Source organism: Burkholderia sp. LMG 13014, from assembly GCF_905232215.1.
Taxonomy (GTDB): Bacteria; Pseudomonadota; Gammaproteobacteria; order Burkholderiales; family Burkholderiaceae; genus Burkholderia.
Genome location: NZ_CAJNKE010000075.1, coordinates 1 through 18,007 on the forward strand (window position 1 = coordinate 1; position 18,007 = coordinate 18,007).

Genomic DNA, 18,007 nt, shown 5'->3' on the forward strand with positions numbered 1-18,007 from the left:
ACGCGCGGCAAGGGGATGTCGATCCACCGCACCGATTGCCCGACGTTCCGCCGGATGGTCGAGCGCGCGCCGGAGCGTGTGCTGCAGACGACCTGGTCGGCCGACGTGCTCGGCGGGCGCGGTGCGTCCGTCTATCCGGTCGACCTGATGGTCGAGGCGAGCGATCGGCAAGGGTTGCTGCGCGACATCTCCGAAGTGTTCGCGCGCGAAAAGATGAACGTCGTGGGCGTGAAGACGCAGAGCCGCCGCAACGCGGCATTCATGCAGTTCACGGTCGAGGTGTCGAATTCGGCGCAGGTACAGCGCGCGTGCACGCTGCTCGGCGAGGTGCAGGGCGTCGTGCGCGCCGGGCGGAAGGCGTGAGGTGGGGTTCGAGCACCGTTATTTTGCTGCGACCGCATAAAAATACTTGCCAAGCGGGTAACGGCTCCATATAATCTTAGCTTCACTAGGCTCGTAGCTCAGCTGGTTAGAGCACCACCTTGACATGGTGGGGGTCGTTGGTTCGAGTCCAATCGAGCCTACCAACGAATTGAGAATGCCCGGTCTCCGGGTGTTCGATGCAGCAAATAACTCAACGCGAACAAGGCGAATACGGTTATGACACCGCGAACGTTGACCGAAACCTTTTCGGAGCGACGCTAGTCGAGGAACCCTTTCGCCCTTTCAGTTTGAGTGAAGTATCGAATGCGGCCCCTCGAAAGCGGGGCCGCATTTTTTTTGTCGCGAAATTTTCCCGCGTGATTGTTATATCGCGTACCTGGTCTGCCGCCCACTGTCGGCATCACGGAGATTGCTATGGTTTCGATACGCTTGCCTGACGGCTCAGTTCGACAATACGAGCATCCGGTGACAGTTGCCGAGGTTGCAGCCTCGATCGGTCCCGGCCTTGCGAAGGCTGCGCTTGGTGGCAAGCTCGATGGCGAGCTCGTCGATACGTCGGCTGTGATCGACCGCGACGCGTCGCTCGCGATCGTGACGGACAAGGATGCCGATGGCCTCGATATCATCCGCCACTCGACGGCGCACTTGCTCGCGTATGCGGTGAAGGAGCTGTATCCGGACGCGCAAGTGACGATCGGTCCGGTGATCGACAACGGCTTCTATTACGACTTCTCGTACAACCGTCCGTTTACGCCTGAAGATCTGGAGAAGATCGAAAAGCGCATGCAGGAGCTCGTGAAGAAGGACGAGCCCGTGACGCGCCGGGTCGTGTCGCGCGACGAAGCGGCGGGCTACTTCCGCAGCATCGGCGAGAAGTACAAGGCCGAAATCATCGAATCGATTCCGCAAAGCGACGAAATCAAGCTGTATTCGCATGGCGGCTTTACCGATCTGTGCCGTGGCCCGCACGTGCCGTCCACCGGCAAGCTGAAGGTCTTCAAGCTGATGAAGGTCGCGGGCGCGTACTGGCGCGGCGACTCGAAGAACGAGCAGTTGCAGCGCATCTACGGCACGGCCTGGACTAAGAAGGAAGACCAGGACCAGTACCTGCACATGCTCGAGGAGGCGGAGAAGCGCGATCACCGCAAGCTGGGCAAGCAGCTCGACCTGTTCCACATGCAGGAAGAGTCGCCGGGCATGGTGTTCTGGCATCCGAAGGGCTGGGCGCTGTGGCAGCAGGTCGAGCAGTACATGCGCCGCCGCGTGAACGAAGCCGGCTACCTCGAGATCAAGACGCCGATGATCATGGACCGCTCGCTGTGGGAAGCGTCCGGCCACTGGCAGAATTACCGCGAGAACATGTTCACGACGGAGTCGGAGAAGCGCGACTACGCGATCAAGCCGATGAACTGCCCGGGCCACGTCCAGGTGTTCAAGCACGGCCTGCGCTCGTACCGCGACCTGCCGCTGCGTTACGCGGAATTCGGTTCGTGCCACCGCAACGAGGCGTCGGGCGCGCTGCACGGCCTGATGCGCGTGCGCGGCTTCGTGCAGGACGATGCGCACATCTTCTGTACGGAAGAGCAGTTCATCTCCGAGTCGATCGCGTTCAACACGCTCGCGATGAGCGTGTACAAGGATTTCGGCTTCGAGCATATCGACATCAAGCTGTCGCTGCGCCCCGACCAGCGCGCGGGTACGGACGAAACCTGGGATCGTGCCGAGCAAGGTCTGCGCGACGCGCTGACGGCCTGCGGCCTCACGTGGGAAGAGCTGCCGGGCGAAGGCGCGTTCTACGGCCCGAAGATCGAGTACCACATCAAGGATGCGCTCGGCCGTTCGTGGCAGTGCGGCACGCTGCAGCTCGACATGGTGCTGCCGGAGCGCCTCGGCGCCGAGTATGTCGCGGATGACAGCAGCCGCCGCCGTCCGGTGATGTTGCACCGTGCGATCGTCGGTTCGATGGAGCGTTTCCTGGGTATTTTGATCGAGCACCACGCTGGTGCGATGCCGGCCTGGCTCGCGCCGTTCCAGGCAGTTGTGCTCAATATCGCCGAAAGTCAGGCCGAATATGCACAATCTCTGGCCCAAACGTTGCAAAAACAAGGGGTTAGAGTGGCGGCCGATTTGCGTAACGAGAAGATTAGCTATAAAATACGCGAGCACACGCTGGAAAAGGTGCCTTATCTCCTCGTTGTGGGCGATAAGGAGCGTGATGCGCAAACGGTAGCCGTGCGTGCCCGTGGCGGCGTCGATCTTGGCGTGATGCCGGTCGAAGCCTTCGTTGAGCGTCTGCAGGAAGACCTGCGCTCGTTCAAGTAACCGCCCTGGCAGCGCGGCTCGTTTTTTTAATTTTTAGAGGAAACGTAACATCGCTACTGATAAGTCGTCGCATCGCATCAACGGTGAAATCACTGCGCCGGAAGTGCGTCTGGTCGGGCTCGAGAACGAACCGCTCGGTATCGTAAAACTCATTGATGCGTTCCGTAAATCGGAAGAACTGGATGTCGATCTGGTAGAAATCGCGCCGCAAGCGGTTCCGCCGGTCTGCCGCCTGATGGACTACGGCAAGTTCAAGTATCAGGAGTCCAAGAAGCAGCACGAAGCGAAGCTGAAACAGAAGGTCATCCAGGTGAAGGAAGTCAAATTCCGCCCGGGTACCGATGACGGTGATTACAACGTCAAGCTCCGCAACCTCGTGCGCTTCCTCGAGGAAGGCGACAAGACGAAGATCACGTTGCGTTTCCGCGGCCGCGAAATGGCTCACCAGGAAATCGGTATGCGGATGCTTGAGCGTCTGCGCACGGATCTTGAGGAAGTCGGCCAGGTCGAGCAGATGCCGAAGATGGAAGGGCGCCAGATGATCATGGTGCTCTCGCCGAAGAAAAAGAAGTAACGGGCCCGCGCGCTTCGCGCGCAGGTTCGCAGTGGTTCGGCGCGTGGCCCGGTCAGGGCGGCGCGCCAACAATGACGGCGGCTGCGCAAGTGGTTGCCGTACACAAGTGGACTGGGTTTCGAAGGGCGGGTCAAGGGCGCAAGCCAACCGCACACCCATCGCCATCTAATAAACTGGAGTTGTTCGTCATGCCTAAGATGAAGACCAAGAAGAGTGCTGCAAAGCGCTTCGTGGTGCGTCCGGGCGGTACCGTCAAGCGCGGTCAAGCCTTCAAGCGTCACATCCTGACCAAGAAAACCACGAAGAACAAGCGTCACCTGCGCGGCGCAACGGCAGTTCATGATTCCGATCTGAACTCCGTCCGCGCGATGCTGCCGTTCGCGTAACCCCTAACTGATACTCTAAGGAGAGAAACATGCCTCGAGTCAAACGTGGGGTAACCGCACGGGCCCGCCACAAGAAGATCATCAACCTGGCCAAGGGTTATCGCGGCCGCCGCAATAACGTCTACCGCATCGCCAAGCAGGCGGTGATGCGCGCTGGTCAGTACGCGTACCGCGATCGCCGCAACAAGAAGCGTGTGTTCCGCGCACTGTGGATCACGCGTATCAACGCGGCAGTTCGCCAGCACGACATGACCTACAGCGTGTTCATCAACGGCCTGAAGAAGGCGTCGATCGAACTCGACCGTAAGGTTCTGGCCGACATGGCGGTGTTCGACAAGGCTGCTTTTGCTGCGATCGTCAAGCAGGTGAAAGCCGCCGTTGCAGCCTAATTGCGAAATTAGCACTGCGTGGTTAGTTGCAGCGAGGTTCCGGTAGTCTCGGCCGCTGCAGCGAAAACGGGGCTCTTCCGAGCCCCTTTTTTGTTTGGTGGGCGATTTCGTTCACCAAGACCGAATGACGTTGGAAATGATGGGATCTATGGATCTGGACCAGATTGTCGCCGACGCGCAGCAGTCCTTTGAACAGGCTGCCGACATCACCACGCTCGAAAACGAGAAAGCCCGATTTCTCGGCAAGTCGGGTGCGCTGACCGAGTTGCTGAAGGGCCTCGGCAAGCTCGATCCCGAAGCACGCAAGACCGAAGGCGCACGCATCAACGTCGTGAAGCAGCAGGTTGAAGCCGCGCTGACCGCGCGCCGTCAGGCACTGGCCGACGCGCTGCTGAATCAGCGCCTCACTGCCGAAGCGATCGACGTGACGTTGCCGGGCCGTGGCGCCGGTGCAGGCAGCCTGCACCCCGTGATGCGCACGTGGGAGCGTGTCGAACAGATTTTCGGCTCGATCGGCTTCGATGTGGCCGATGGCCCCGAAATCGAGACCGACTGGTACAACTTCACGTCGCTGAACAGCCCGGAGAACCATCCGGCGCGTTCGATGCAGGACACCTTCTACGTCGAAGGCAAGGATGCCGACGGCCGCCAGCTGCTGCTGCGCACGCACACGAGCCCGATGCAGGTGCGTTACGCGCGCATGAACCGTCCGCCGATCAAGGTGATCGCGCCGGGCCGCACGTATCGCGTCGACAGCGATGCGACCCACTCGCCGATGTTCAATCAGGTCGAGGGGCTGTGGATCGACGAAAACATCAGCTTCGCCGACCTCAAGGGCGTCTATACCGACTTCCTGAAAAAATTCTTCGAGCGCGACGACATCCTCGTGCGCTTCCGTCCGTCGTATTTCCCGTTCACGGAACCGTCGGCCGAGATCGACATGATGTTCGAGCAAGGCAAGAACGCCGGCAAGTGGCTCGAAATCTCCGGTTCGGGGCAGGTGCATCCGACCGTGATTCGCAACATGGGCCTCGATCCCGAGCGCTACATCGGCTTCGCGTTCGGCAGCGGCCTCGAGCGCCTGACGATGCTGCGCTACGGCGTCCAGGATCTCCGGCTGTTCTTCGAGAACGACCTGCGTTTCCTGCGCCAGTTCGCGTAACGCCGCGCGCCGCGCCGACCTGTGCCCGTGCACGCCCCGACGGACGATCCGACGGGGCCCGGGCGTCGATCTAACCTGTTTCGAACGTAGACATCCATGCAATTCCCTGAATCCTGGTTGAGAACCTTTGTCGACCCGCAGCTGACGACCGACGAACTGTCGCACTCGCTGACGATGGCGGGGCTCGAAGTCGAATCGCTGAGCAAGGCTGCGCCGCCGACGTCGAAGATCGTCGTCGGCCGCGTGCTCGAAGTCGTCAAGCATCCGGATGCGGACAAGCTCAATGTCTGCCAGGTCGACGCCGGCACCGGCGCGACGCTGAATATCGTCTGCGGCGCCCCGAACGTCGCGCCCGGCATCAAGGTACCGGTCGCGCTGGTCGGCGCGGAACTGCCGCCGGCAGAAGAGGGCGGCAAGCCGTTTGCGATCAAGCTGTCGAAGCTGCGCGGCGTCGAGAGCCAGGGGATGCTGTGCTCGGCGCGCGAGCTGAAGCTGTCCGAGGATCACAGCGGCCTGCTGGTGCTGCCGGAAGACACGCCGGTCGGCCAGGACATCCGCGAGACGCTCAATCTCGACGACACGATCTTCGAAATCAAGCTGACGCCGAACAAGGCCGACTGCCTGTCCGTGTTCGGCATCGCCCGCGAGACGGCCGCGATCACCGGCGCGCCGCTGACGCCGGTCGACATCCGCCCGGTGCGCGTCGAGCTCGACGAAACGTTGCCGGTGCGCATTGCCGCGCCCGATCTGTGTGGCCGCTTCTCGGGTCGCGTGATCCGTGGCGTGAACGCGCATGCGAAAACCCCGCAATGGATGATCGAGCGCCTCGAGCGTTCCGGCCAGCGCAGCGTGTCGGCGCTCGTCGACATCTCGAACTACGTGATGTTCGAGCTTGGCCGCCCGTCGCACGTGTTCGATCTCGACAAGATTCACGGCGGTATCGAGGTGCGCTGGGGCAAGCGCGGCGAATCGCTGAAGCTGCTCAACGGCAACACGGTCGAACTCGACGAAACGGTCGGCGTGATTTCGGACGACCGCCACGTCGAAAGCCTGGCCGGCATCATGGGCGGCGACAGCACGGCCGTCACGCTCGATACGACCAACATCTACCTGGAAGCCGCATTCTGGTGGCCGGACAGCATCCGCGGCCGTGCGCGCAAGTACAACTTCTCGACCGATGCGGCTCATCGCTTCGAGCGCGGCGTCGATTACGCGACGACCGTCGAGCACGTCGAGCGCATCACGCAACTGATTCTCGAGATCTGCGGCGGCAAGGCCGGCCCGGTCGACGATCAGTCCGTGAACCTGCCGCAACGCGCGCCGGTGAAGATGCGCGTGTCGCGCGCAAACCGCATCATCGGCGTGCAGATCGGTGCCGACGAGATCGCCAGCATCTTCACGCGCCTCGGCCTGCCGTTCGAGCGCGAAGATGACGCGTTCCTCGTTACGCCGCCGTCGCATCGCTTCGACATCGAGATCGAGGAAGACCTGATCGAGGAAGTGGCGCGCATCTACGGCTTCGAGAAGATCCCGGCGCGTCCGCCGGTCGCGACGAGCGAAATGCGCGCGACCAACGAAACGCGGCGCTCGATCCACGACGTCCGTCACGCGCTCGCCGCGCGCGACTACGCGGAAACCGTCAACTTCAGCTTCGTCGATGCGGAGTGGGAGCAGGATTTCGCGGGCAACGACCACCCGATCCGCTTGCTGAACCCGATCGCGAGCCAGCTGTCGGTGATGCGCACGACGCTGTTCGGCAGCCTGATTTCGGTGCTGCGCCACAACCTGAACCGCCGTGCAGATCGCGTGCGCCTGTTCGAGGCCGGCCGCGTGTTCCTTACCGATGCGTCCGCGAAGGCCGGTGAGCTGACGGTCGAGGGCTACGTGCAGCCGAAGCGTGTCGGTGCGCTTGCCTACGGTCCGGCGCTCGACGAGCAGTGGGGCGTGGCGACCCGTGCGGTCGATTTCTTCGACGTGAAGGGCGATCTCGAGGCGCTGTTCGCACCTGCCGTTGCACGGTTCGTGAAGGCAGAGCATCCGGCCCTCCATCCGGGCCGCAGTGCGCGCATCGAAGTCGACGGCCGCGCGGTCGGCTGGATCGGCGAGCTGCACCCGCGCCTGATGCAGAAGTACGAGCTGCCGCACGCGCCGGTGATGTTCGAGGTTGACGCAGACGCGCTGATTGCGCGTGCGTTGCCCGCGCCGACCGATGTGTCGAAATTCCCGCCGGTTCGTCGCGATATCGCCGTGGTCGTCGATCAGGCGGTCGAGGTTCAGGCACTTTTCGACGAAATGAAGAAGGCGCTTGCCGAAGAGGCCTGCCGATTCGTTCAGAAGGTTGTACTCTTCGACGAATTTCGTGCAAAATCAAATACTTCCGGTGGTCTTGCCGCGCACGAGAAGAGCCTTGCCTTCCGCGTGACGCTGCAGGACGCGGCTGGCACGCTACAGGATGAGGTCGTCGATCAGGCGATCCAGACGCTGGTCGAGCGGATGGCTCGTGCTGGTGCGCGCCTGCGCGGCTAAGGATGAGGTCCGCCCGTTCGCGGGCGGCTTTTTCCGATCGTAAGTTTTGATTTAACGCGCTGTATGGCAGATATGAACGACATGACCTCGAGTGAATTCGAAGCCCTCCTGACGGCGCAACGCAGCGCCATGAACCGCGACGCTTCGGCGCCGGCGTCCACCGAGACGCCCACGCTGACGAAGGCGGAACTGGCGGAGCTGCTGTTCGATAGCGTCGGGCTGAACAAGCGTGAAGCGAAGGACATGGTCGAGGCGTTTTTCGAAGTGATCCGCGACGCGCTCGAAAACGGCGAAAGCGTCAAGCTGTCGGGGTTCGGCAATTTCCAGTTGCGCGACAAGCCGCAGCGTCCGGGCCGTAATCCGAAGACGGGCGAGGCGATTCCGATCGCGGCCCGCCGGGTGGTAACCTTCCACGCGAGCCAGAAGCTGAAGGCGCTGGTCGAAAACGGCGCGGAGTAAGCCCCGCGCGCTGACGTCTCCGCGCGGCCGCCGCGCACCCTTTACCGACGGTTAACCGACGATGACCACTACGGTTGAGAAAGTCGTCTTGCCTCCGATTCCCGCGAAGCGCTACTTCACGATCGGTGAAGTCAGCGAACTGTGCGGGGTCAAGCCGCATGTGCTGCGTTATTGGGAACAGGAATTCACTCAACTGCGGCCGGTGAAGCGGCGCGGCAATCGTCGGTATTACCAGCATCACGAAGTGCTGCTGATCCGGCGGATTCGCGAGTTGCTGTACGAGCAGGGTTTCACGATCAACGGCGCGCGCAACCGGCTCGATTCGCCGGGCAGCGAGCGAGGTGCGGCGGCACCTGTCGAACCCGAGGTGCAGGCCGCCGATGCGCGCGTGTCGGGCAAGCCGGGCGCAACCGTCGACGTCACTGCGTTGCGGCAGGCGCTGCTCGATGTGATTGACGGACTGAAGCACGACTGAGCGCGAAGCGCGAACGAGATGAAACAAGAAGCCCGGTTGGCGATGTGCCAACCGGGCTTTTTCATGGGCGTCGCCCACGCAAATCAACGCGATGCGAGCGGATTCCTTTGCCCCATGTCGACGACCAGCGTGCCGTCCGGCAGCATCCGCACCGAGCCTTGCGCAACCTGGCTGCGGTAGCCGTACAGATCGAAACGCATCGGACCGGCCTCGGCCGAATTCCGGATCAGCGCGCGCACGTTCAGTTCGAGCACGTTGAACATCTTCATGTCGCCACCTTCCATCCACATGTAGCTCGGCGCATCGATCTGCGGCCGCTGCGGTGCAGGCGTGCCCGCCAGATGTCTGAACGTGAGGCGCAGCCCGTCGCGCTCGACCGTTGCCTGTCCGAGCTTGCCGTTCAGCACGGGTGGCGGGAACACGGTGTACTGGTCGAGCACGAGCATGTCGCCGCGCAGTTCCGCGCCGCGCCGCTGCAATGGCGTCAGCGAAGCGAGCTCGATGCCGAGCGAACGCAGCAGCTTCGCCTGCGGAATGCCGAGCACCGATACCTGGGACGGTTTGAACGCGAGGTGCCGGTCGTCGAGCACGGACAGCGAGCCTTTCATGTCGGTCGGCAGCCAGACGCCCGGCACATGGTTCCACAGCTTGATGCCGCCCTGGACGCGCAGGTTCGTACCGTCCGCGCTCAGTTGCAGGTCGTTCAGCGAGCGCGGCGAGTAGTCGAGCAGATAGTTGTTGAAGAGCGCGGACATCGCCTTCCACGACTCGACGACCGTGCCGCCGAGAATCCGGATGTCGTACTGGTTCGGATCGTCGAGATCGACGGGTTCGCCGGGCCGCTTCGATACGAGTTCCACGTCGAGATCCTCGACGTGAAAGCCGATATCGCCGGACAGGTTGAAGTCGACGTTGCGCAGATGGATCGTCGGGTTGCGGTTCGACACGTGCCGTTCGTTGAACGGCGTGGTCGACGTGCGTCGCATCGCGACCTTCTGCATGCCGGGTTGAGCGGGGTTCGCCGCGAGTGCGTAGGCTTCCCAGTGCTGGCGCATGTTGCTCAGCGCATTCTGCTGCGCGGCGAGGAAGCTGTCGTTCAGGCGCGCGGCCGCGTTGCCGAGTATCGTGCCGCTGGCCGGGCCTGTGTACGAAGGCATCCGGATCGCCATCGCACCGCTTTCGTCGAAATTGAAGTAGCCGGCCGAGACCTGGTCGCGATAGTGATACAGGTCGAACACGAAAGTCTGGTCGCGCTTCGTGGAATCGACCGGGCCGATCAGGATGTCTGCATTCATCGGCATCGAGCGCATGAACTTCACGTCGCCGCCGCGAATGTACATCGCTTGCTGCGGTGCGTTCGCGGGCATCGCGAAGCCGGCATGCGTGCCGTCGTCGAGCTTCAGGTCGAGGCCGGCCGGCGTCACGCGCAGAGCGGTGATCGTGAGCTTCAGGCGCGGCGGCGGCATCAGCTTGTCGACCGCCATCACGAGATCGTCGCCGGCGAGTTGCGCGATTGGCGTCTGGACTTTCAGCAGATCGGCCATCTTCACGTTGGCCGCGCGCATCACCGGCTGCGCGTTGATGCCCGAGACGCGTACACCCGTCGGATGGAACACGAGCTGGCTGCCGTCGCGGATCGCGAGCGTGCCGGTCAGCGAGAACGGCACCCAGCCGTCGCGCTGCATCTCGCCTTGCAGGTGAATCACGCCGTCGCCGGCCGACACGGCGAGCTTGCGCAGCGGCGCGTTGCGGTAGCCGAAGATGTAGGTGTTGAAGAGGGCGGTCAGCTTCGCGTTGTCGAGCGTGACCGTGCCTTCATGCACGTCGATCTCGAAACTGGTCGGATCGTCGAACACGATCGGCGCACCGGCTTGCGTTGGTACGAGCGTCGCCGACAACTGGTGGATGAAGAAGCCGAGGTTGTTGACGATGCGGAAGTCGACGTCGCGAAGGAACGTCATCGCGCCGTTCTGGCCCGAGTCGCGCAGCGTGAACGGGCGCGGTTGCGTGAGGCTAAGCGACGCGACCGACGGCACGGTGCGCGCGATCTGCTGTTCGCGGGCGAGGCGTTCGGCTTTGGTGCGCTCGATCTTCGTCGACGCAACTGACGTGCTGCCGTCACGCTGCGCGGATGATTCCGCGCAACCGGCACACAGCAGCGCGAGCGCCAGCACGCCGCAGCCGAACACGCGGGATGGCTTGGGCGAGATGGGGCGGGCCGCGCGGTGCGGGCCGGAAATCCAGTCGAAAATTGCCAAAGGCGAGCGATGGCCGCGCCGGACCGCATTCCGCATCGTCTGTCTCCATGTCTTGTCGTGATCGACGGCGGCGCGCACCACTGCACGGCGCGAGCGTCGATGCCGTGCAGTGTGGCATAGCGTGCTAGAGCGGCGTTACCAAACAACGGGCGCCCGGGCAGGGCGGGTCGGCGGGCTGCGGGACAAAGGATTCGGGGTGGTCGGACGGTCGGATCAAACGGTCGTTTGGTTTGCGCGGGCCGTCGGCGGTGGCTGTTGTAGCGGCCGGGCAAACCCGCTTCGGCCTTGGCTGGTGCGGGTTTCGCCGGATACGCGCTGTGGCGGTCGCTGTGGTCGAGGCGCGGGTGCGATCCGGCCCCGCCACAGCGGCCCGCCGGTCGGTCAAACCAGCATGTGCTGCCGGATTGCGTTCTGCGTCGCCTGGTCGAGTTGCAGGCCGTTCGCGATATACGACGTCATCGAGCCGTAGGATGCGGTGACCTGATCGAATGCTGCCTGCAGATAGTCGGCGTGCGCACCTTGCAGCGCAGTCATCATGTCTGCCGCATTTTGTCCGCCGGCCTTTTGCGCCTGCGCGACCGAGGTGGAGATTTCCGACGCGCTATAGACGTTGGTCAGCAGGTAGTCGGCGAGTATCGTCTGCCCGGAGGCACCGAGGATCGTGTGCAGGATGGCGGTTGCCCAGCCGGTGCGATCTTTGCCGGCCGTGCAGTGGAAAACGAGGTTTTCGCCAAAGGTGGCGAAGCCGGTGAAGAGCGCGTGATAGCTGGCATGCGCGGTGTCCGACGTGACGAATGCGCGATACATGCTCAACATGAATGCCGTCGCGGTGGCGCCGGTGGTCGGGATCGGATCGATGCTGGCAGCCCCGAGTACGTTGAGGTTTTGCCAGGTGGCGCCGGCCAGCGGCACATCCGGTTGCGTCTTGATCTCGGCGGGCGTGCGCAGGTCGCAGACCTGCCTGATGCCGAGCGTTCCGACGGTGGCGATGTCCGCGGCGGACAACGCGAGCGCGGATGACCGATAGATCACGCCTTTCTTCATCTTCGCGCCGCTCGTCGTCGCGTAGCCGGTTCCGTCCGGCCCGGCCGTGTCGCGAAAATTCGATGCCGAGCTCAGCCGCGGTGTCGTGACCGGTGCGACCGAAATCGAGTCGCCTCCGCATGCCGACAGAAGCGGCGCGCTCCCCAGCGCCATACCTATCGTGCCGGCGCCCAGCCGGAGAAAATGTCGACGGGAAATTTCGTTTTTCTGGTGCATTCAATGCCCTTTGTCGGAGACGGCTACCGGAGGTCGCGACCGCGGCGGTGATCGAAGCCGCCTCCTGTATCACGCGCGACGCGGCAAAGCCGTGGCGGGCCGGATCGATCGGCATGCGGTCGGACGGGTCGCCCATGCGCATCGAGCTCGCGCCGGGTAACCGCACGGTAGCGATTTGCGGCACACCAGCCATCGTCCTTTTCGATTAGGGCGGAATGCGGGCTGCCGGCGCAGGCGGGGCATCGTCGACGGATAGGAGCGGTGTCAGCGACGAGGTAAGATCGGCATCAGTGGCTGTATCGACCAAAGCACAGTAGCCATCACGGGGAAGCGTCATGGATCTCAAGGAAGTCGATGTATTGGGTGCGGGCGTGGGCGATCACTGGTACTACGCGTCGAAGGCGAGTGCGATCCGTCGCTTCCTGGGTGCGCCGGGCGCGAGCCGGATACTCGATGTCGGTGCAGGCTCCGGCTTCTTCTCGAAGCACTTGCTCGAGCGTACGCAGGCCTCGGAGGCGTGGTGTGTCGATACGAGTTACGCCGACGATACCGACGGCGAGGCGGCTGGCAAGCCCATCCACTTCCGGCGATCCGTTGATCGTTTCGATGCCGATCTCGTGTTGCTGATGGACGTGCTCGAGCATGTAGACGACGATGTCGGCCTGCTGATGCAATACGTAAAGGGTGCGCCTTCGGGCAGCCGGTTCCTGATCACGGTTCCTGCGTTCCAGTTCCTCTGGAGCGGCCATGACGATTTTCTCGAGCACAAGCGCCGATATACGCTCGGCGGTCTCGAGGACGTGGTGCGTCGCGCGGGGCTCGACGTCGAGCACGGTGCCTATTATTTCGGTCTCACGTTTCCGCTTGCGGCAGCGTTGCGGCTCGGCGAGCGGGCGCGTCGGCAGTCGCGCGAGCCGGTGTCGCAATTGCGTCGTCACCATCCGTTCGTCAACGGTCTGCTCAAGACGATCTGTCGGATCGAGTTGCCGATGTTCCGCTTCAACCGCGTCGCCGGCCTGACGGTCATCTGTGTCGCGCGCAAGCAGTGAACGGGATGCGTGGCCGTGCGGCCAGTGCACAAGTCGCCATGCCATGCGCGCCGTTGCTTGCATCGGTGCCGTCACGCAAAAAATTCACAAGAACATTCACAAAATGCATGCGACCCGATTCTAAATCGGGAAACCGTCTGTTATACTTTCGTTCTTTCGGGGCGTAGCGCAGCCTGGTAGCGTACCTGCATGGGGTGCAGGTGGTCGGAGGTTCAAATCCTCTCGCCCCGACCAGACAAAAAACCCGCGTCAGCTCAGGCTGACGCGGGTTTTTTCTTGCCGGTCGCTTTTTTGCACATCGCGGCGCGGCCCCGGTAAAATCCAAGGTTGATCCACGGAAAGCGCCGTGATTTAGCGGAAGAGGATTCCCCGAACATGACTGATCTTCGTCTTACCATGCGGTTCGCTGCAGTGCTCGCCACCGGCGCGCTCGTCGCCGGTTGCGGTACGTCGTCGCCCACGAAAGTGGACTACAAGAGCGATTCGAAATCGAAGGAAGCGTCGCTCGCAGTGCCGCCCAACATGCTCGACGAGACGGCCGATCAGCGTTCGCTGCCGCCCCAGGGCGGCGCGACTTCCCTGTCCGCGCTTCATCAGGTCCAGCAGGCGGCGCCTGCGCTGGACACCGTCGCTCCGGCCGTGGCCGGCATGCATATCCAGCGCGACGGCACCGAGAGTTGGCTCGTGATCGACGGCAAGCTGCCGGCCGATGTCTGGCCGCAGGTCCGCCGCTTCTGGCAGGAGCAGGGCTTCCTGCTCGTCGTCGACCAGCGCGACAAGGGCGTGATGGAAACCGACTGGAACGAAACCCATCCGCAGATCAACGATGGCCTGATTCGCAGCGTGATCTCGAAGGCGATGGGCAACTCGTACGTGACGGCCGAGCGTAACAAGTACCGCACGCGTCTCGATTCGGCGCCGAATGGCGGCACCTACGTGTTCATCAGCCAGAAGGGCATGCGCGAAGCGATCACGGGCGCGAACAACGATTCGAGCAAGTGGGAACCGAAGCCGAACGATCCGGCGCTCGAGACCGAATACCTGAAGCGGTTGATGGCCGTGCTCGCACAGAACGAGCAGCGTGCGAAGAACGGCGAGCCGCCGATCGCAAACATCAAGGACAACACGGTACCGAAGGACAAGAAGGCCGACGCCGACGCATCGTCGAAGGCCGCTGCAGCGATTGCCGCACAAAACGTCACTCGCACGTCGGCGCAGGGTAACGATGTGGCCGACGCCGCCGTGCCGTCGGAAGTCACGCTCGGCGAGCCGTACGACCGGTCGTGGCTGCACGTCGGTCTCGCGCTCGATCGTGCGAACTTCACGGTCGACGATCGCGATCGCACGAAGGGCCTGTATTTCGTGCGCTATGTCGATCCGAAGGATCTGACTTCGGCCGAGCAGGGCTTCTGGAGTCAGCTGTTCCACGGCAAGAAGGAAAAGCAGGCGAAGCAGTACCGAGTCAACGTGAAGGCGCTCACGGACGACCAGACGCGCGTTGCGGTCGTCGACGATTCGGGGTCGATCGACACGTCGTCGCCGGCTCGTCAGATCATGGGGCTGCTCGTGAATCAGCTTCGCTGATTTCGACATTTCTCCGCACCCGTGAAAAGCCCGCCACATGGCGGGCTTTTTTCATGGCTGCTCGTCCGCGTACGCTTGTGCGGGAGGTTCGGTCCCTCCTCGTGACGTTACGTAACATCCCCGCGTTACGGCGGCAGAACGCTTGCCATATTGTCGGCAACAAAAAATTTGTCCTTATAAATCAATGGGGTGATCGGTTCGTGGCGGCTGGCACGCAATCTGCTTTATATGTTGGAATCGTTGGAACAGGGAGGATGGCGTCAGATACCGAGGGTGCGCCGTGAGCGCCTGATCAACGGTATCAACGTCTTCGAATGCCGATGCGACAAGCGTCGGCGCAACTGATGACGATCCGCGCCAGCGTGCGGATCTCGATGGCCCCGTCGCCTATCCTCGTAGGGCGACGGTTTCGCCCGCGCTTCTCTGAAGCGCGGGCTATTTTTTTGGGGCCGTCGTGCGGTGCTGCGCTGGCGTAGCCGATGCGCGATGCGTGATTCGCGTATTCTCGGACTTTTCGAGATGAAGGGGGCGGGAATGGCGGAAATTGCAGTCGTGGCGCTGATCGTGGCGAAGCCGGGCGCCGAGGAGATGTTACGCGCCCAGCTCGAAGGAATCGTCGAGCCGACCCGCAACGAAGCAGGGGCATTGCAGTACGACCTGCACCGGGACCTGAAGGAGCCCGCGCGGTTCGTATTCATCGAGCGCTGGGAGAGCGAAGAGGCGCTTGCCGCTCATGCGCGCTCCGCGCACATTCTCGCTTATCGCGAAGCGGCCGCGAACTGGATCGAGCGTTCCGAAATCCGCGTGCTGTCGAAGCTCGTCTGAGCCGGGTGAGGCGACCGGACGCGTCCGGTCGCGGTGTGCGTCAGTGCGACGTGTTGGGTACGTCGAGGATCAGGATGATCGTCCAGTCGGCGTCGCCGTCGTGATGATACTGTCGCTCGGCCACGATGAACGGCGCCTGCTTGCCTTGCGGGCCAAGGAAGAGCACATCGCCCTCCATCGGCAGGCACTCGATCGGCGGCAGCGCGAGGAACGCGTCGGCCGAGCCGCGGGGCATCAGTTGCTTGATCTGGCGAGTGGCGGCTTCGGTCCACTCGATGTCGAGTTGAATGTTGCTCATGCTGTCCTCCGCACCGGGGTGCGCACGGGTGGAAAATTTCGGTGCGCGACTTTAGCACAGCGCACGGGCACCGCAACCAAAAAAGCCGAACCCGGTTGCCCGGATTCGGCTTTTCGCTTGTGCGGTGCCGCCGAACTTACTGGCTGGCAGCGTCTGCAGCCTTGGCCGCCTTCTTGCCAGCCTTCTTCGCTGCTGCCTTGTGATGAGCAGCCTTCTTGCCGTGGTGATGCTCTTCCTGCATCGCCGGCTGAGCGGCTTCTGCCGCTTGCTGCTGCTGCAGCGCTTGTGCGCGCTGCTCGATCTCGGAGATCTTGGCCGGATCGGTGATCGTCTTGATTTCCGTGCTCTCTTGCGCATACGCTGCGCCAGTCAGCGCCGACATCGCTACCAGGATAGCCAGGGACGTCTTCTTCATTGCTTTACCTCCGCTAAGTGGTGATGAACCCGAGTGTTGCCGTTTTGTCTGGCGACTGCAATCGAGTGCGTGTCGAGTGTAACAAAAGTGACGGATCAATGTGCATCCGATCGAGGCGCGACGCAAGGCCCCGTTGAAGTCGCGCAACACTTCGTGCACTTCGTCACGCGCGTGCCATCCTGGGCGTCGCCGTCATTTTCGTTCCGGTTTCCGCGGGTCGTCAGAACCATCCTAGCCATCGATAGACGTGGAATTGCGCGATGCCGACCAGTTCGTGCAGCGCCTGCTCGGCGTTGGCCACATTGCGCCAGCGCGGCAGCCAGCCCGTTTGCGCACGTCGGCGATTCGCATAAACGGGCTGCGGATCGATCCCGAATCGGCGGAAATCGAGCAATGCGCGGCGCATCTGATACGACGAGGTGACGAGAATGCGCGTGTCGTCATACTGTGAGCGTAGTATAGACGCAGTGAATTTCGCATTTTCGTAGGTTGTGCGGCTATCCGGTTCCAGAACGAGGTCCGTGGGAGCGACGCCTTCGGCGACGAGCTGGCGCCCGTATACGGCCGCCTCGGTTTCGCCGTGATGCTGCGGGTCACCACCCGACATCACCACGGTGCAGCGCTCGGCCTGCTGTCGGCAGACGCGATAGAGCGCGGCGATCTTGTGGATGCGGGCGGCTCCGTCGGGTGGCGGCCGCAGCCCGATGTCGGTGCGCTGCGTACCGGCGCCGATGAGAATCAGTGTGGTTCGCCCGTGCATGTCCGGGTGCTCGACGGGTACGACGCCCACCTCGGTCCAGGCGATCAGCGGCGCGGCGAGCCAGCCTGTCGCGAGCAGCCAGAACAGCGCAACGGCGGCGATCGAGATGATTCGCCGCCGCTTGCGGCAGAGCATGAAACAGATGAAGAGAAGTACAAATGAATCGAACAGAATCAATTTGATTGGGGTATGGTGTCTTTTTATGGACGGCTGACGATCCGGCCCTGACGCGACGCCGAACGTTGGCCTCCAGAATCGGTGGCGGTATCGGCGGGCGGAGCCCCCGCCCGGCGCGCCGCTTCGCATTGTCGCTGCACTTTAAGAAAGAATCGAGATGGCCACGTATTCCAACGAAGCGGTGCTCGACGCATTGAGACGAGTGCAGTACCGCCAGGTACCGTGGGCACGCCGCCCGGGCGTGTTCGAGTATCTCCGTTCGCTCGGGCTGATGGACACGGTCAGGCAGAAAACCGTTGCTCCCGCGCCGGGCTTCCACGCACCGGTCGACATTGCCGTGCTGACCGAAAGCGGCCGAGCCGAATTCTCGCGCCTCGAGCGCGACGAGAAATTACTTTCATGGACCGATCGCCGCATGGCCGACTACGCATTGAGCGAAGCGAGTGCCGTGGCGATTCTCGAAAGCCGCCTGTAGCGGCCGATCATCCCGCCGCGCGCATCGCCGTGCGACTGGCGATGCTCAAAAAAAAGCCCGTATCGCGAGGATACGGGCGTACCGGATACTTTTGCTGTTGCCACGCTGTGCTCATGGCAACGTTGTGACTCGTCGCATGCGGCGCAGTTCCCGACTGTGGGCATTTTCTTTGGTGAAATCCTGAAATTGGCAGGACTACGGATGGCGCGGTACGTCGGACGGCTGCGAG

The 18,007-nt window shown here is 62.7% G+C and carries 18 protein-coding genes and 2 tRNA genes; 15 read left to right on the plus strand and 5 right to left on the minus strand.

Annotation, left to right across the window (positions count from 1 at the left end; all coding sequences use genetic code 11):
• The 10 genes from JYJ84_RS11645 to JYJ84_RS11690 form a co-directional block, all read left to right on the plus strand.
• Positions 1-363 (plus strand): bifunctional (p)ppGpp synthetase/guanosine-3',5'-bis(diphosphate) 3'-pyrophosphohydrolase (locus JYJ84_RS11645; protein WP_205189196.1); only part of this gene is annotated, 363 nt, incomplete at its 5' end.
• Between the two features lie 87 nt (positions 364-450).
• Positions 451-527 (plus strand) — tRNA-Val (locus JYJ84_RS11650).
• A gap of 271 nt (positions 528-798) precedes the next feature.
• Positions 799-2,706, plus strand: coding sequence for a threonine--tRNA ligase (thrS, locus tag JYJ84_RS11655; RefSeq protein ID WP_122945149.1), 1,908 nt, complete (start codon positions 799-801; stop codon positions 2,704-2,706).
• A gap of 49 nt (positions 2,707-2,755) precedes the next feature.
• Entirely contained in the window at positions 2,756-3,280 is a 525-nt protein-coding gene (gene infC, locus JYJ84_RS11660) for a translation initiation factor IF-3 (RefSeq protein WP_122945150.1), read from the plus strand.
• 188 nt (positions 3,281-3,468) lie between these two features.
• The gene (rpmI, locus tag JYJ84_RS11665) at positions 3,469-3,666 is read left to right on the plus strand and encodes a 50S ribosomal protein L35 (RefSeq protein ID WP_004191477.1); all 198 of its coding nucleotides are present in this window, start codon (positions 3,469-3,471) and stop codon (positions 3,664-3,666) included.
• Between the two features lie 29 nt (positions 3,667-3,695).
• A complete protein-coding gene (gene rplT, locus JYJ84_RS11670; RefSeq protein WP_004192938.1) occupies positions 3,696-4,055 on the plus strand; it encodes a 50S ribosomal protein L20 in 360 nt (119 codons plus the stop codon).
• Positions 4,056-4,203: 148 nt separating this feature from the next.
• Positions 4,204-5,217 carry a phenylalanine--tRNA ligase subunit alpha gene (pheS, locus tag JYJ84_RS11675; protein ID WP_041492813.1) on the plus strand — a complete coding sequence of 338 codons (1,014 nt, stop codon included), beginning with the start codon at positions 4,204-4,206 and terminating at the stop codon, positions 5,215-5,217.
• 96 nt (positions 5,218-5,313) lie between these two features.
• Positions 5,314-7,743, plus strand: a complete 2,430-nt coding sequence (pheT, locus tag JYJ84_RS11680; protein WP_122945151.1) for a phenylalanine--tRNA ligase subunit beta — start codon at positions 5,314-5,316, stop codon at positions 7,741-7,743.
• 72 nt (positions 7,744-7,815) lie between these two features.
• Positions 7,816-8,202, plus strand: a complete 387-nt coding sequence (locus tag JYJ84_RS11685; RefSeq protein ID WP_006486093.1) for an integration host factor subunit alpha — start codon at positions 7,816-7,818, stop codon at positions 8,200-8,202.
• A 61-nt stretch (positions 8,203-8,263) separates the two neighbouring features.
• Complete coding sequence (locus tag JYJ84_RS11690) at positions 8,264-8,677, plus strand: MerR family transcriptional regulator (RefSeq protein WP_122945152.1); 414 nt, start codon at positions 8,264-8,266, stop codon at positions 8,675-8,677.
• An 83-nt stretch (positions 8,678-8,760) separates the two neighbouring features.
• Here the strand turns inward: JYJ84_RS11690 and JYJ84_RS11695 are convergent, their stop codons facing one another.
• Entirely contained in the window at positions 8,761-10,971 is a 2,211-nt protein-coding gene (locus tag JYJ84_RS11695) for a hypothetical protein (RefSeq protein ID WP_122946650.1), read from the minus strand.
• A 345-nt stretch (positions 10,972-11,316) separates the two neighbouring features.
• Positions 11,317-12,132, minus strand: coding sequence for a tyrosine-protein phosphatase (locus JYJ84_RS11700; RefSeq protein ID WP_236027287.1), 816 nt, complete (start codon positions 12,130-12,132; stop codon positions 11,317-11,319).
• Positions 12,133-12,530: 398 nt separating this feature from the next.
• Between JYJ84_RS11700 and JYJ84_RS11705 the strand changes: the two genes are divergently transcribed.
• The 4 genes from JYJ84_RS11705 (at position 12,531) to JYJ84_RS11720 (ending at position 15,653) form a co-directional block, all read left to right on the plus strand.
• Positions 12,531-13,244 (plus strand): bifunctional 2-polyprenyl-6-hydroxyphenol methylase/3-demethylubiquinol 3-O-methyltransferase UbiG, encoded by a 714-nt coding sequence (locus JYJ84_RS11705; protein WP_122945154.1) that lies wholly within the window; start codon positions 12,531-12,533, stop codon positions 13,242-13,244.
• Positions 13,245-13,401: 157 nt separating this feature from the next.
• Positions 13,402-13,478, plus strand: a tRNA-Pro gene (locus tag JYJ84_RS11710).
• 141 nt (positions 13,479-13,619) lie between these two features.
• A complete protein-coding gene (gene bamC, locus JYJ84_RS11715; protein WP_122945155.1) occupies positions 13,620-14,828 on the plus strand; it encodes an outer membrane protein assembly factor BamC in 1,209 nt (402 codons plus the stop codon).
• 534 nt (positions 14,829-15,362) lie between these two features.
• Entirely contained in the window at positions 15,363-15,653 is a 291-nt protein-coding gene (locus JYJ84_RS11720) for a putative quinol monooxygenase (RefSeq protein WP_122945156.1), read from the plus strand.
• Between the two features lie 40 nt (positions 15,654-15,693).
• Here the strand turns inward: JYJ84_RS11720 and JYJ84_RS11725 are convergent, their stop codons facing one another.
• The 3 genes from JYJ84_RS11725 to JYJ84_RS11735 all read right to left on the minus strand — a co-directional run bounded on the left by JYJ84_RS11725 (position 15,694) and on the right by JYJ84_RS11735 (position 17,303).
• Positions 15,694-15,951, minus strand: coding sequence for a DNA-binding protein (locus JYJ84_RS11725; protein WP_122945157.1), 258 nt, complete (start codon positions 15,949-15,951; stop codon positions 15,694-15,696).
• A 136-nt stretch (positions 15,952-16,087) separates the two neighbouring features.
• Positions 16,088-16,366, minus strand: a complete 279-nt coding sequence (locus JYJ84_RS11730; RefSeq protein WP_011351789.1) for a hypothetical protein — start codon at positions 16,364-16,366, stop codon at positions 16,088-16,090.
• A gap of 220 nt (positions 16,367-16,586) precedes the next feature.
• Entirely contained in the window at positions 16,587-17,303 is a 717-nt protein-coding gene (locus tag JYJ84_RS11735; protein WP_122945158.1) for a YdcF family protein, read from the minus strand.
• 157 nt (positions 17,304-17,460) lie between these two features.
• Here JYJ84_RS11735 and JYJ84_RS11740 point away from each other — a divergent pair, with 157 nt between their 5' ends.
• Positions 17,461-17,778: a hypothetical protein gene (locus JYJ84_RS11740; protein WP_011351791.1), complete on the plus strand. Its 318-nt coding sequence runs from the start codon at positions 17,461-17,463 to the stop codon at positions 17,776-17,778.
• Positions 17,779-18,007 lie beyond the last annotated feature (229 nt).

Excerpts from the sequence above, each read along its gene's own strand:
- thrS (WP_122945149.1), top strand. The coding sequence starts at position 799 with ATGGTTTCGATACGCTTGCCTGACGGCTCAGTTCGACAATACGAGCAT.
- rpmI (WP_004191477.1), top strand. The coding sequence starts at position 3,469 with ATGCCTAAGATGAAGACCAAGAAGAGTGCTGCAAAGCGCTTCGTGGTG.
- rplT (WP_004192938.1), top strand. The coding sequence starts at position 3,696 with ATGCCTCGAGTCAAACGTGGGGTAACCGCACGGGCCCGCCACAAGAAG.
- pheS (WP_041492813.1), top strand. The coding sequence starts at position 4,204 with ATGGATCTGGACCAGATTGTCGCCGACGCGCAGCAGTCCTTTGAACAG.
- pheT (WP_122945151.1), top strand. The coding sequence starts at position 5,314 with ATGCAATTCCCTGAATCCTGGTTGAGAACCTTTGTCGACCCGCAGCTG.
- JYJ84_RS11685 (WP_006486093.1), top strand. The coding sequence starts at position 7,816 with ATGAACGACATGACCTCGAGTGAATTCGAAGCCCTCCTGACGGCGCAA.
- JYJ84_RS11690 (WP_122945152.1), top strand. The coding sequence starts at position 8,264 with ATGACCACTACGGTTGAGAAAGTCGTCTTGCCTCCGATTCCCGCGAAG.
- JYJ84_RS11695 (WP_122946650.1), bottom strand. The coding sequence starts at position 10,971 with ATGCGGAATGCGGTCCGGCGCGGCCATCGCTCGCCTTTGGCAATTTTC.
- JYJ84_RS11700 (WP_236027287.1), bottom strand. The coding sequence starts at position 12,132 with ATGGCGCTGGGGAGCGCGCCGCTTCTGTCGGCATGCGGAGGCGACTCG.
- JYJ84_RS11705 (WP_122945154.1), top strand. The coding sequence starts at position 12,531 with ATGGATCTCAAGGAAGTCGATGTATTGGGTGCGGGCGTGGGCGATCAC.
- bamC (WP_122945155.1), top strand. The coding sequence starts at position 13,620 with ATGACTGATCTTCGTCTTACCATGCGGTTCGCTGCAGTGCTCGCCACC.
- JYJ84_RS11720 (WP_122945156.1), top strand. The coding sequence starts at position 15,363 with ATGGCGGAAATTGCAGTCGTGGCGCTGATCGTGGCGAAGCCGGGCGCC.
- JYJ84_RS11725 (WP_122945157.1), bottom strand. The coding sequence starts at position 15,951 with ATGAGCAACATTCAACTCGACATCGAGTGGACCGAAGCCGCCACTCGC.
- JYJ84_RS11730 (WP_011351789.1), bottom strand. The coding sequence starts at position 16,366 with ATGAAGAAGACGTCCCTGGCTATCCTGGTAGCGATGTCGGCGCTGACT.
- JYJ84_RS11740 (WP_011351791.1), top strand. The coding sequence starts at position 17,461 with ATGGCCACGTATTCCAACGAAGCGGTGCTCGACGCATTGAGACGAGTG.